Origin of the sequence: Pseudomonas sp. EA_65y_Pfl1_P113 (assembly GCF_963970525.1) — a bacterium.
In the GTDB taxonomy this organism is placed as follows: domain Bacteria; phylum Pseudomonadota; class Gammaproteobacteria; order Pseudomonadales; family Pseudomonadaceae; genus Aquipseudomonas; species Aquipseudomonas tritici.
Genome location: NZ_CAXAQM010000012.1, coordinates 1 through 13,706, shown reverse-complemented (window position 1 = coordinate 13,706; position 13,706 = coordinate 1). Strand labels below are relative to the sequence as shown.

The window sequence follows — 13,706 nt, the reverse complement described above, 5'->3', positions numbered from 1 at the left end:
TAAATAGCGCACGGGAGGTAGCTTAGTTGAAAAGCCGGATACAAAAGATAGATAACCTTATGGCCCACGAGTTTTTGCCTCCGTTAGCTTATAAGTGTGACAGATTTGTGGAAATTATAGACTGTCGTGAGCATCCAGAAACACCATTGCAGTGGTTTTGGCACAGCGGGCTCAACCGCAATGTACGATACGCAAGTTAATCATCTCCACCGCCAACTTGCCCCCGGTATAGTTTATGTCGTTTAACACATTACGGCAGCAAACAGGTACTGCCTATTCTCCTATTGACAGGATAGACGTTTAAACCTTTTTACGAGTTAGAGACTACTTAAGCTCGATGAAGCTAAGCCTGTTACGCCCGGCCTGCTTAGATTTATATAACTCTTTATCAGCTGCGTTGAGCAACTCCTCAGCCAAAGCACCCCGAGTCGGAATTGTCGTCCCAATACCTATACTGACAGTCACAATTTCATGGGCAGGTGAGTTAACATGTTCGATACCCACTGCGCGTACTGCCTCAAGCATCGCTTGGGCGACACTGATAGCTCCGGTAACGTCCGTATTTTGCAAAATACAAGAAAACTCTTCGCCCCCGTACCTTGCGACCGAATCGTAAGGCCGTCTAAGAGCATGTTTTACCGCATTGGCAACTGCACGTAGACATTCATCCCCCTTTTGATGGCCGTAGTGATCGTTGTATAGCTTAAAATGATCAATATCGATCATCAATATTGAAATGTATTGCCCGTATCTTGCGCACTGCAGCCAATCACGCTGTAGGTTTTCATCGAACATTCTGCGATTGTGAATTCCTGTAAGACCATCTGTCAGCCCAATCGTTTTCAGCAAGTCAGATTGTAACTTCAAGGCTAGATGAGCTCTAACACGTGCAATGATAACCGAGGACCTGACAGGTTTGGTAATGAAGTCCACCGCGCCTAATTCGAACCCCAGTTCTTCGTCGGCCACCTCATCCTGGGAGGTCAGGAAAATTACGGGTATATTGCGTGTGTCTTCGCTGGCTTTAAGGCTACGGCATATGTCATGGCCTGACATGCCAGGCATCAATACATCCAGCAGTATCAAATCCGGGTGTTGTGTTTGGCATTTGAGGAGGGCCTGTTTACCATCCATCGCCATAATAATTTCGTATTCAACTTTTAATAGTTCGTTTATTAGTCGAATATTCACAGGTTGATCGTCGACCACAAGAACTTTTGGCTTGAATCCCCGAGTGGCGACTAGCTGATTGAGAAGTTCTTTCATTTGTACTTTTCCGTGAGTAAGTGTTTGATCCTTTCAATCGCCTCATAGAAATCTAGGTCTTGGATCAGCTTAACGAGACTAGTAATCGCGGCCCGTTGGGAGATAGGGGTATGCGCTTCTAGCTCAGCGACATCGTCCAACGCTCGCATATCACCTGCCACCAGGGTTATCAAAAGATTCTCCAGCGAAGCAATACTTCGTTCTGATGACCAAAGCGACTCGTCTCGTCCGTCAAGCAAATTTGAAATGTTCTCAGCATCAAAAGCACTCTGCAACTTTTCAATGCTGTCCCTCATCAAACTTCGGAGCACAGAAATTCCATCAGAGGGCAGCCCTAGCGCAGGCTTGTTCGGCGGCGATTGCCTTGCTAAGGCCTCCCATTCGCCCGCCTGTTTTGCTAGCGCTGTGGCTCCTACCGTTGCAGCGACACCTCTAAGTGCGTGCAATGTGTCCGCAACACTCGTTGCCTCAAAAATCTGAGCGTTTTTTTCCAGCTCAGCGAGCAGACGTTCACACTCATCGCCAAAACTGCTTAGAGCCATGGCGTATACGTCAGCCCTTCCTCCGAGGCGGAGTAAAATTTTGTCAAACGGTTCAATTAAGTTATTTTGATAGAAAGGCGATGATTGGTTCGCCGTCAACAGGGGCTCACTCTCTCTCCCAGTCAGCTGTTGTAATACGGAAATAACTTCGGCCATATCGATAGGTTTGCCTAGATGCTCGTTCATGCCTGAAGCAAGGCAGAATTCACGATCAGCAGGGGATGCATTTGCAGTCATTGCGACAATGGGCAGTGACGCAAAGTGAGCAGTGGACCGAATACGGCGAGTAGCTTCCATACCGTCGATATCCGGCATTTGTACATCCATGATTACGACATCAAACTCGCCTTGTTCGTGGATGGCAAGTTCGACTCCTAGTAGTCCGCAGTCTGCTAGGGTCACTTCAGCGCCTTCTGCACTCAGCAACTCACTGATCACTTGTCGGTTAAGCGCATTGTCTTCAACCACGAGCAGGCGTAGGCCTTCAAGTGCCCCAGCCGTAGTCTGTACTCCTTGAACAATACCTGACGGACCTGACGCCCCTAATGAATATTCAATGGAAGCGTAAAGTTGTTGAGGGGTAACCGGTTTGGTAAGAAAGTCCTGAAATGGTGCGTCTTGATCCTTGACCGCGTCAGCCAGTTCTTCGCGGCCAAATGCTGTCACCATAACAATCACCGGAGGCTTTGGATGATCCGGGATATTTTTTATCAATCTTGCCGCTGTCAACCCATCCATATCGGGCATTCGCCAATCCATAATCACGGCATCGAAGAGGACGCCCAGAGAGATGGATTGATTAACCAACTGAACAGCCGCGCAGCCTTCATTGACAAAAACGACATCCCAGCCGAACGCTTCAAGTGCCTGTACCAAAATCTGGCCTGATAAAACGTTGTCATCAACAACCAATACGCGACGCCTGTGCTCAGTGAAAATCTGAATGGACGTGAGCGGCGCGGAATCATCAATAGCAAGTGCGATATCAAACCAAAACGTGCTGCCTTTTCCGAGCTCGCTGTCAATGAGTAGCTGACCTCCCATCATCTGAACCAGGCGCTTGCTGATTGCCAGACCTAACCCAGTACCACCAAAGCGTCGGGTTGTTGAGGTTTCCGCTTGCGTGAACTCTTCAAAAATTCCGCTAATCTGTGATTCGCTTATACCTATACCGGTGTCCGCAACAGAAATGCGCAACACGACCTGCTCGTCATTGCGCGCCAGTTCGGTTAGTTTCACCACAACATGCCCCTCGGGGGTAAACTTTATCGCGTTACCCGCTAGGTTAATCAAAATTTGCTGTAAACGAAGTTGATCCCCAATAACAGCACTGGGGAGTTGAGGGGCAACATCAAATAACAACTCGACGCGCTTATCGGAAATATTGCCTGACAGGATAACCGCCAGGTCACGCAGGAGTGTTTCAAGGCTGAATGGATGCTGCTCAAGCTCTAGTCTGTCCGCATCCATTTTCGAAAAGTCGAGGATGTCGTTCAGAAGACTGAGAAGCAACTCAGCTGCCGTCTGGGCTTTCCTTGCATAATCGTCTTGTCGTCTATCCAACCCACCGTTGCGCAGCAGCTGTAGCATGCCCAGCACCCCATTCAAGGGGGTACGGATTTCGTGGCTCATGCTGGCCACGAACTGGCCTTTGACTTGGCTGGCTTGTTCTGCGCGCTCTATAGCGCCACGCAGTTCGGCCTCAACCTCCTTGCGCTCAGTAATATCCAGGTTAATACCCGTTATACGAGTGGCCTTGCCATCTTGGTCGCGCTCAACGTAAGCACCTGCCTGCACATAACGAATAGAACCGTCAGGCCGGAGCGCTCTAAAAACGGGATCATATTTCCCGTGGCCCTCTATTGCAGCAAGTAAACTGGTCTCAGTCGCCTCTATATCTTCTGGGTGTATACGCGATCGCCAATGATTGTAGAGTTGATCACCACCCTTCAAGTCTCTAGGCGTTGCATAGAGACTGAACATACGGTCATTCCACTCCATCAGATCTTGCGCGGGAATCCAACTCCATATCCCTAGCTGCGCCGCCTCTGCGGCAAGCAAAAGTTGATCACGTGCAGCAGCAAGCTCACGTCGATGTAGTGCTTGCTGGGTAATGTCGGTGGCGATGCCCAGATAACCCGTGATGCATCCCTGTAAATCGCGCATGGGAGTAACGATTAACGAAACGGTTAGATGCTCACCATCTTTGCGCACGTAAGTCCATTGCCTCACCTCAGCGCCAGCGACTTCGGGAATATGCACAAAAACGCGGAATCCTTCAATGACTTGATTAAACTCTTTGGTCAGTACCTGGCCACGAGCTAAGATCTCATCCTGAAGATGGAAGTTGGCGGGCGTCAAAAAGCCTAAAACCTCGCTCGCCTTATAACCAAGCATATTCTCAGCGCCCACATTGAATACGCTAATGACGCCAGCTTTATCAGTTGCGATAATCGATACTTCTGATGCCGCTTGCAACACAGTGTGCAACAACAAATGCAGTCTCGACACTTCTTCATCGGCAGCGCGTCGATGGGTGATGTCGATGCACAAGGCAATATAACTCTTTATGCTGCCGTCACTCTCAATGCGGGGCGCAATAACGGTATCAAACCAACACAGATTGCCCTCGCACGTACGATTGCAAATTTCGCCACGCCACGCTTTGCCCTCTTGGAGCGTGGACCACATCGATTGCCAGAATGATTCGGGATGAACGCCCGACTTAAGTAACTGGTGAGTCTTGCCCAGTAACCCATCTCGCGCAAAACCGTGAGCTTCACAGAAGCGTTCGTTCACATCCAGAATCAGGCCGTTTGTATCGGTTAAGGAATAAAGTAGCTGCTCGTTTATAGTTTGCAATAACAGGTCGTTTTCACGGAGTGCCTGTGCCAGTTTGAGGCGGCTCTCGGTGATCTCGGACACGTCATGTGCTATCACAAAAAACCCTTTAACTTCACCTTGGACGGTGTCCGGGATGTAATGGGTAAGCGAATGTCGGATCTTTCCATCTGGTCCAGGGATCGCTCGTTCGAAGCTCTGCGGTTCTCCACGCAGCACAGCCGCTATATAACCGCGATTGGCGTGAAATAGCTGTTCACCCAATACAGCCTGCATTGAACGTCCCGGTAACGTCTCTGGATCGAGCCCAAACCAGACCTGATAAGCATGATTGGCAACGCGGTTGATGAGTTGCGTATCCCAATAGCCAATCATGGACGGGACGCCATCCAAAACGGTGCGCAACGCGCGTCGTGCGCTCTCCAGCTCAGAAGTACGTTTTTGAACCTCCCCCTCAAGCCAAAGATTACTTGCCAATACCTGCGCTTCAGCTGCCTTTTCTATAGTGATGTCGCGGATGGTCTTGCAGGCTCCTATAATGTTGCCTACGGAGTCGCACATTGGGGATACGGACACAGACACATGGATCAGATGGCCGTCCTTATGTTGCCGAAGGGTTTGAAAATGCTCAACTGCATGACCGCCTCGAATACGCTCTAAGATGTTTATTTCCTCATCTTGAAGATCTAGAGGTACGATCAATGAGCAAAGCAACTGACCCGTTGCCTCAGGTGCCGTATAGCCGAAAAGATGTTCCGCACCTTTGTTCCAGCCGACTACCGTACCCGAGAGTGTTTTTACAATAATGCCATCAACTGAATTCTCTATCACGTTGGCAAGTTGTAGTCTCGCCATTATCAACAGCTCCTTGCGGCGCTGGGTATTGCTCCATAACAAGGTAAACGCAGCAATGAATAGGCTTGTCAATGCGCCACTCAAGGCCAACGCATTCACCGACATCAAAGGAAGTGTGTAAATGAACTCTGGATAAATACTCAGTTTGAGTTGCCATTTCCGGCCATAGACCTCTTGTGTGACAGAGTAGCTGTCGATGGCTTGCGCTAGATTTTCTGGCGTCACGGTTGAGTAAAACAATACTGGTTGGCCCGGTGTTGTTTGATCCTGCAACTCTAAACCTACGTGCGCAAGATTGACTCCGCTGTCGCCCAGCACGTCCTGCATCCTGAGAACAGCATAGGTCCAACCATAGGCTTGGTCTATTTTTGCTGCTTCTGTTTCAGGCGTTTTAGCTGTGCGGTAAATCGGCATCAAAAAAAGGAAAGATTGATTGGGCTGCCCGGTCGCTTGAACCAACGTGATTGGACCGGTCAGCGTTGCTTTGCCACTGAGCATAGCGCTTTGTGCTGCCGTCTTACGGTTGGCCTCCGAAGCGATGTCCAGGCCAATCGCTGGTCGGTTCAGTCCGGACGGTTCAATATATTGGATCACATATCTCTCTCCTTCATTTGGGGAGAGCTCTCTGATCGAAAAATCAGGCATGCCGTCGCGACGTGCTGCCTCTAGAAAACTAGCTTGCTCAGGACGAGGGACTCGTCTTATAAACCCAAAACCAAGCGCACCGGGAAACTCGCTGATAAGGTCGCGACTGTCGCTGTAACGCTTGAACTGCTCGCGTGTGACTGTTTGCTCGCCTTTCGTGAGCACTGCACCTCGCGCTCCTCGAAGGCCGTACTGATAAAGCCGGAGCTGGGATTGAATTGCTGAAAGAGCCCTCTGAGTGGCGTCAACCATTGCCTCATGTGTAGTAGCTTGGTTGCGCTGTGAAGCCCATAAACAAAGTGCCGCCGTGAAAAGCACGCCGAGAATGAACAGCAGAGCGGGCAATGTCCCGAGGGACAGACGCCTCTCTGATGTTATCGCACTTAAGTCAATAAAATCGGACATTCATTATCCTTAACGTATGACAAACAGCATAAAAACTTATGCTGAACTGGTCTTCGGGTCGTCGCGTTTTCTGGGCATTTAACCAAGTCCTCGGAACAGTAATGCCTCAAAATCTAGCGAGGGAATCGGTCTTGCATATAAATATCCCTGCATTACCTGGCAGCCGAGAGCAAGCAGTGCTTGAGCTTGAACTTCTTGCTCAACCCCTTCTGCGACCAGTCTGAGATTGAGACTTTGCGCCATCTGAATTACCGCCTCCACAATCCCAGCATCGCTGCTGTCTATCAGCATATCGCGCACAAAGCTTTGATCAATTTTGAGTACGTCGATTGGGAAGCGCTTGAGGTAGGCGAGACTCGAATAACCGATTCCAAAGTCGTCAAGTGCAATAGAAACTCCCAGTGCCTTTAAATCGAACAACGAATCACGAGTGCGTATCATATTGCTGGCAAACACGCCCTCGGTGATCTCAAGCTCCAAAAGTTCTGGAGCAATACCTGTCTCTACGAGCACGGCCTTTACTGAGTCAACGAAGTTGACCTCTTCCATCTGCACCAAGGAGACGTTAACGGCAATAAGGATGGGAAAGCCCTCTGCATGCCACCTGACACCATCCAGGCACGCTTGGCGAAGCACAAAAAGACCGATAGGCACTATAAGTCCGGTTTCTTCCGCCATCGGTATGAATTCAGCTGGAGAAACCAGTTGACCATCAGCCCGCCTCCAGCGAACTAAGGCCTCCGCTCCGATAATAGTCGAGTGCTTGGCATTCACCTTAGGCTGGTAATAGACCTCAAACTCCTGATTTTCTAAGGCAACACGCATTTGCTTTTCCAGCAGGTGGCGAGACCGCAAGGTATCTTCGATTTCCGCGCAAAAAAACTGGAAACGATTACGACCATCCTGTTTGGCACGATACATGGCCGCATCTGCTTGATGATGTAGAGTCGCCATATCATCGCTGTCATCAGGGAAAAGGCTTATGCCTATGCTCACCGTGAGATCGAAACGGTTACCTTCTATCCAATAAGGCTCTGACAGCAAACCAAGCAAATATTCTGCTTTTGACGCGACGTCTTCAACTTTCTGAATGTTATGTAATAGAACTATAAATTCGTCTCCGCCTTGGCGGCTGACCGTATCATTACCGCGCATGCTTTTTGTAAGCCGGGTAGCGACTTGCTGGAGTAGTAGATCACCGGTCGAGTGACCGCTTGAATCGTTGATGCTTTTAAAGTGATCCAAATCAAAAAAGAGGAAGGCGACCCTTCCGCCTACGCTCTTGGCGTCGCGAATCGCTTGCTCAGTACGGTCGCGCAGTAAAATCCGATTTGGCAGGTTGGTCAGTGCATCATGATTTGCTAAATGCGCCATCTTGATAGCCAACGCCCGAGCCTCACTAACGTCATGAAATACGGTAATTGCGCCTGTGAGCTCCTGATCCGAAGCGAAAATGGGTGCCGCGGAGTCCTCAATCTCTATTGTGCTGCCATCACGACAGACCAATCTAGAACTCAATTTCATACCAACAGTTCGTTTTTCGCGTATCGCAAGGCGAATTGGATTTTGCAGTTCGAGCCCAGTACTGGCTTCACGCAGTGGCATCACCTTCTCGATCGCCTGACCAAGCGCGTCTGCGCCCCTCCATCCCGTCATCTCTTCAGCGATCGGGTTCAAAAAGCTTATCAGCCCCTCTACATCGGTTGCTATGACGGCATCACTAATTGAATTAAGGGTAATTCGAATACGCTCCTTTTCACGAAATAGCGCCGTCTCTGCACGTTTGCGGTCCGTGACGTCAGTGATCAGCAGCAGAAAACCAGCATCACGATTTTCGACATCGCGGTAAACCACGGAAGCTTGACCGTGTAACATGTCTCCGTCAGGGCGGATTAGACTGATATCGAAAGACGTATTATCTCCCTTATGCTCTGCGTCAAGATGCCGTTCAATGGCAAAAAAATTGGTTTCTCCTAATACATCACAAAGGTGCAGCCCCGCCATTTGGCTGCCGCGCAGACCAAACCATTTGCCACCCGGATCGTTAGTAAACACGTTGCGCAGTTCTTTATCCCACTGGGAAATAAAGGCGGGCAGGTTTTGAACTACGTTTTCCAGACTTCGTCTTGCTTCGATCAACTGCTTGTTCTTTAACCGCAGGACCAGGTGCATTTTGATTCGGGCGCGCGCGATGGGAATATTCAGCGGCTTGTTCAGGAATTCAACGCCGCCCATATCAAGCGCCTCAATCTGTCGAGTATCTTGGTCGTGCGCGGTAATGAAGATGATAGCAACGTCTTTTGTGGCGGGATCGCTTTTGATAGCTTTACATACAGCAAATCCATCCATGCCAGGCATTTCAATGTCGAGTAGCACAACATCAGGCGGTGACCTCTTTACTATTTCAATAGCCGCCAGCCCCGATGTGGCAAATATAACTTTTCCAAGACCACTAACCGTGTCTCGGATGATCCGGACACTCATAGGCTGATCATCGACAATTAGAATAGTTAACGGCTCTAGCTTGAGATCGTCGAGCAACTTTTTATCCCCACATTTGCCCCTCTATACGCCCGCGCCTTTGGGCTATCGAACAGATAAGGCAGGTCCAACTCCTTGACATCGCATCTCAGCAGCCACTCAGCTTCAGCAGGGATGAAATGTGTTTCCTCCACGATAGCAGATCAAATCGAACTGTCATTCACGTTTCCTTCTGCCTACTATGCTCTGAAACCCCATGGTTGCGCGCATTTCAAAATTGAACCAAAAACCCTGCAGGAAAAGGGTAGCCGTCCGAGGAACACACGTCCTTACAACGCCGTTTGTGGCATGGAGTCCATCTAGATTTAAACGGAAGCGATCATAAGCATGAAGCTATTGGGAGAAAGTGCAGGCCCGACTGGCGGAGCGGCCCCGAGCCCCCAAGAAGAACGATCAGCGGGTTGAACAGCGCGCCGTGGGCACCGCACACGACGTACCCTTCGCGTCTTTTCCGGGCCCCCTTTCCCGCTAAAAAGCGGCCAGTAGCCACTAGACAACTGATGCTTAGCCTCGTACCTTAAACCTGAAGGCCCTGCGAAACCTTTTTTAGGTCTCATTTGCTGGCTTGAGAAAGCCAACCTAAAAAACCGACGTATACCCGGATATTGAGGTAACAGGTTTGATGCAAGGGACACGCTCTGAAAGCCTACCCACGCGCGACGCTCGACCAGAATTTTGGCAACTTTCCATGCGTTGCTGCCAATTGGCGGGCAGCGTAGACGTTGCGTTTTTTTTCATTTTCCTCATTCTGGGCTCACCCATTTTGGCGTGGATAAACGTGATCAGCGTGGCCATGTATGTCTATGCCTATCACGCGTTCAAGCAACGACGAAATCAGTTTGCAGTTCTCCTTATACGTATTGAAGTGCTTGTGCACGCTGGGCTGGGCACAGTTCTGGTCGGCTGGGGAAGTGGCTTTCACTACTTCTTGTTAATGTTTATTCCGGCCCTGTTCGTCAGCATGCGTGCCCGTAGCGCCTGGATATACGCAGGCTGCCTTTGGGCTTACTATGTAGGCTTAGATGTACTAATGTGGTTCGTTAGTCCTCTGCAACCCATCGCCTCCAATGCCCTGTTGGGTGTGCATGTTTTTAACCTGACAGTAGTTTTCTGCATGTTCAGCTATCTTGCGTTGTTCTATGTGATCACGGTAACCCGCGCTCACAAGAGCCTGGCGCGTATGGCAACGACGGACTCATTAACCGGGTTATTCAACCGTCGGCACATGATTGCTCTGACCGAGAAAATTTTGGCACGGCATCATAGACGTCCCCGCAATCTCACCTTGATGTTGATGGATATAGATCACTTCAAGCAGGTCAATGATCTATACGGTCACGATACCGGTGATCGTGTACTCGAGGCAGTGAGCCTATTACTCAAATGTTCAATGCGAGAGCAAGACTTTATCGGACGCTGGGGCGGCGAAGAATTTCTCTCCATATTGCCGGATACGGATTTTAGCAATGCAACTGATAGCGCAGAACGTATACGCAAGGCGGTCCAGGCATTGGAGATTGACAGCAATGGCAAAAAAGTAAGCGTAACTCTCTCTATTGGTGTCACTCAATATCGTGCTGATGAGGTTCTCAGCAACGCAATTGCAAGGGCGGATTACGCGCTCTACGAAGGTAAGTTAGCGGGACGAAACAGGGTAGAGGTAGCCGAGGCTTAGGTATCAGCTTTTAATCGAGTTCTGACAATAATCATCTCCAGCGCCTCGACGCAGCTATAGTCGGCCGCGCTGAAGGCATATCGCGGAAAATACTCCACGCCATCTCGCTCGATGTAGAGGCTAACCAATAAGCCATTAGGCAACTACTATTGAAAACATCAGCATACCTCCGGTAGAGCACTCACTGTCAGCTATCAAAGGCAGGAATGACATCCGCAGCGTAGCCGAAAATAACGAAAAGCTATTTCACTAACGCCACAGTAGAGGTGATCAGCCTATCTATCCGGATGAGTTTTGAAGAATGACATACAAATGCTGGTACAGATTTAAAAAGACTGCATACAGATGTCTATCTGTTATTGCTGACACAGAGTTGACCCGTCTGCCAACTTGACGTTGCCCCATAATCACTCAGCCCAAAGTCAAGCCAACATTTAGGCAGCCAGGTCAATTCTGCATAAGCGGCCATACTCTTACACGGTTCAGTCCGATTTATATTACTCAAGGCTCCAATAATCAACAATTCCCTTATTGGTAAATGTCACATAAAAACGATCACCATGAATCTCGGTATTACCATTGGCTTTACCAGCTACTTTATTTACACTCGATACAGCTGCTGAGGTAGATCTTCCCATGGCTAATGCGCTAGAAACAGAGCCAGCCCCGGGGATATAACCAACCAAACTTGAAACATCGCTCAAGGTGCCACCTTTACGGTAGACCCAAGTTGTTCCGTTGCTTGACTTTTCATTACTATCAGGAACGCCATATAGGCGTTGAACGTCGGCTTGCGTGGTTTTACCCTCAATTATGTGGGATTCGACATAGCTGGTGCTATATTTGTCATCCGTCGTCATTCCGGCACAACCTGCTAGCGTCAGAGCGCCCAGTAGTATTAAAGCTTGTTGAATTTTTATCATTTTCTTGCCTCACTAACAGAATTGATAATTATGGAATTGACCCATATGCCGACTTGTCGTTGCGCCATAAGTCCCCCCAAAGTCAGACGGGCTAACGCTTTAGGGGCAGCGGAATTTCGACAGCTGGGTCAATTCTGCATCAGTGGCAACAACGTTAAACTAATCCTACCCCTGAGCGCCTTAATCCTTCATAAAACACATCCGGTAACTATGAGTACTTCATATTAAACTCTTTGCGCCTTTGGCACTTTTAGTGAGCAGACGAAAGCATTCGCACGATAATGGTGACTCCAGCCACGAACTTCTATAGTACAGATGAGCTATTGAACTAAGACATGCCTGAAAAATTGACTAAGCATAGACGCCTTAGGTGCGCACTAGTGTGCTGTTCGCGAAATAAATTACTGATTAATTCGTCTACACTTCAAACGTCACCCCTGCCTTGGAGAGCTGACAGTGAGTGCTCTGGACATCACGCTTAGCCCCGAAGAAAAGGCCGAACTGAAACGGCTCGTTCGCTCTGCGACTCTCCCCCAGAGAGAAGGCCGTCGAGCACGCATTATCCTGCTAGCTGCCGAGGGCGAAACCCGGGACAACATCGCACGGCTGACTGGCTTTTCCTGCCCGACGATTCTGGCCCCGCCGGACAAGGCTTTGGTGTTGTGTTGCGATGAGAAAAGCCAGGTTCTAGCGCTGGAGCGGACGCAGCAGGGCTTGCCTTTGGGCATCTGTCATATCCAGACTAAGTCCCATGATTACACCCGACACGGCACGGTCACTTTATTCGCCGCACTGGATTATCTTCAGGGCAAATTGATCAGCAGCATCGAGCGTCAGCACCGGCATCAAGAGTGGCTGGCCTTTCTCAAGAAGATCAATAAAGAGACGCCCAAACACCTCCAGCCTCACCTGATCGTCGATCACTATGCGACGCACAAGCATGCGGCAGTGAAAGCCTGGCTGGCGAAACATCCTCGCTTTCATATTCATTTCACGCCGACCTCCAGCTCATGGATGAACATGGTTGAGCGCTTCTTTCGAGACGTCACGGTGTATCTTCGCGACGGCAGTTTTACCTCGGTTCGCGAGCTGTAAAGCTCCATTACAGCGTTAATGGCGTTACGCAATGCTCAGCCGACCCGATACGTTAGGAACGCAAAGGGAGAGGAGATCTTGAACAAAATCAAGCGGGCGCGTGAGGCACTTGAAGCCGTAGCCAATAAGTAAATTATTTCGAAAACAGAACATTAGCGTCTGGGCATGAGGTGAATAGTCGATGAGGGTCAGGCAGTCCTGTTTATAACCTACTACGTAAAGTAACTGATCCATAAACCCCACCTATTCAAAAAAAGGTGAACCGTTCAGGATGCGACATTCCGTTATTTCTTGTGCTTGATATCCACCACCGTTCCTGCCCGTACGTCTTTGATCGGCGAGAGCAGGTGCGGCGAGATATTCCAACGCTGCCCATTATCGGTGACCACGGTGACGCTCTTGCGGTTGAACTTCATAATGGTTCCAGACAGGCGCCCACTGTTGGGCGAGTCAAAGCTCACCCGCGCACCTGGATGGAACTGCATCATCGATTTGTGCGCTTCCAGCGACTCCAGCATCTTCAGGCGTTCGATGATGTGGTGATTCAACGCCACTAACTCATCAGCACTCAGGTGATCAATATTGATACTCATAATGTCTCCACATTCCACGGCAACAGCGCTTCAAAATCTTCTACCGAAACGGCCTGCGGCAACCGTTCCAGTACGTGGCGCAGCCACGTATAGGGCTCTTGGCCATTAGCCTTTGCAGTTTCGACCAAGCTGTAGATCTGCGCACTGGCCGTTGCACCCTTAGGCGTATCGCTGAATAACCAGCTCTTTCTTCCAATAACAAACGGCTTTATTGCGCGCTCGGCCTTGTTATTGTCTATGGGTAAAAACCCGGTTTCCACATAACGCTCCAACCGACTCCAGTTGTTCGCCAGGTAGTTGACTGCTTTACCCAAGGTGCTTTTCG

General features: G+C 49.6%; 7 protein-coding genes and 1 pseudogene. 2 read left to right on the top strand and 6 right to left on the bottom strand.

Features of this window, described 5'->3' with window-relative positions; translation table 11 throughout:
* Window positions 1-324 precede the first annotated feature (324 nt).
* From AACY52_RS13285 to AACY52_RS13275, 3 genes are all read right to left on the bottom strand, one after another.
* Window positions 325-1,266: a diguanylate cyclase gene (locus tag AACY52_RS13285; protein WP_339418573.1), complete on the bottom strand. Its 942-nt coding sequence runs from the start codon at window positions 1,264-1,266 to the stop codon at window positions 325-327.
* Window positions 1,263-6,554 carry a PAS domain S-box protein gene (locus tag AACY52_RS13280; RefSeq protein WP_339418571.1) on the bottom strand — a complete coding sequence of 1,764 codons (5,292 nt, stop codon included), beginning with the start codon at window positions 6,552-6,554 and terminating at the stop codon, window positions 1,263-1,265. The genes AACY52_RS13285 and AACY52_RS13280 overlap by 4 nt, the downstream gene beginning before the upstream one ends.
* Window positions 6,555-6,632: 78 nt before the next feature.
* The gene (locus AACY52_RS13275) at window positions 6,633-9,095 is read right to left on the bottom strand and encodes an EAL domain-containing protein (RefSeq protein ID WP_339560546.1); all 2,463 of its coding nucleotides are present in this window, start codon (window positions 9,093-9,095) and stop codon (window positions 6,633-6,635) included.
* 622 nt (window positions 9,096-9,717) lie between these two features.
* Between AACY52_RS13275 and AACY52_RS13270 the strand changes: the two genes are divergently transcribed.
* A complete protein-coding gene (locus AACY52_RS13270) occupies window positions 9,718-10,770 on the top strand; it encodes a GGDEF domain-containing protein (protein WP_339560545.1) in 1,053 nt (350 codons plus the stop codon).
* Window positions 10,771-11,267: 497 nt separating this feature from the next.
* On the opposite strand, the gene AACY52_RS13265 is transcribed toward AACY52_RS13270, so the two are convergent.
* Window positions 11,268-11,693: a hypothetical protein gene (locus tag AACY52_RS13265; RefSeq protein ID WP_339418566.1), complete on the bottom strand. Its 426-nt coding sequence runs from the start codon at window positions 11,691-11,693 to the stop codon at window positions 11,268-11,270.
* A gap of 456 nt (window positions 11,694-12,149) precedes the next feature.
* Here AACY52_RS13265 and AACY52_RS13260 point away from each other — a divergent pair.
* Window positions 12,150-12,920, top strand: a pseudogene (locus AACY52_RS13260) (IS630 family transposase).
* Between the two features lie 152 nt (window positions 12,921-13,072).
* Here AACY52_RS13260 and AACY52_RS13255 read toward each other — a convergent pair.
* Complete coding sequence (locus AACY52_RS13255) at window positions 13,073-13,381, bottom strand: hypothetical protein (RefSeq protein WP_339415056.1); 309 nt, start codon at window positions 13,379-13,381, stop codon at window positions 13,073-13,075.
* On the bottom strand, window positions 13,378-13,706 hold a 329-nt coding region (locus AACY52_RS13250; RefSeq protein WP_339415055.1), incomplete at its 5' end, for a transposase. The genes AACY52_RS13255 and AACY52_RS13250, both read right to left, overlap by 4 nt.

Bases quoted from the DNA above. Each gene is read 5' to 3' on its own strand.
- AACY52_RS13255 (WP_339415056.1), bottom strand. From the start codon at position 13,381: ATGAGTATCAATATTGATCACCTGAGTGCTGATGAGTTAGTGGCGTTG.
- AACY52_RS13265 (WP_339418566.1), bottom strand. From the start codon at position 11,693: ATGATAAAAATTCAACAAGCTTTAATACTACTGGGCGCTCTGACGCTA.
- AACY52_RS13270 (WP_339560545.1), top strand. From the start codon at position 9,718: ATGCAAGGGACACGCTCTGAAAGCCTACCCACGCGCGACGCTCGACCA.
- AACY52_RS13280 (WP_339418571.1), bottom strand. From the start codon at position 6,554: ATGTCCGATTTTATTGACTTAAGTGCGATAACATCAGAGAGGCGTCTG.
- AACY52_RS13285 (WP_339418573.1), bottom strand. From the start codon at position 1,266: ATGAAAGAACTTCTCAATCAGCTAGTCGCCACTCGGGGATTCAAGCCA.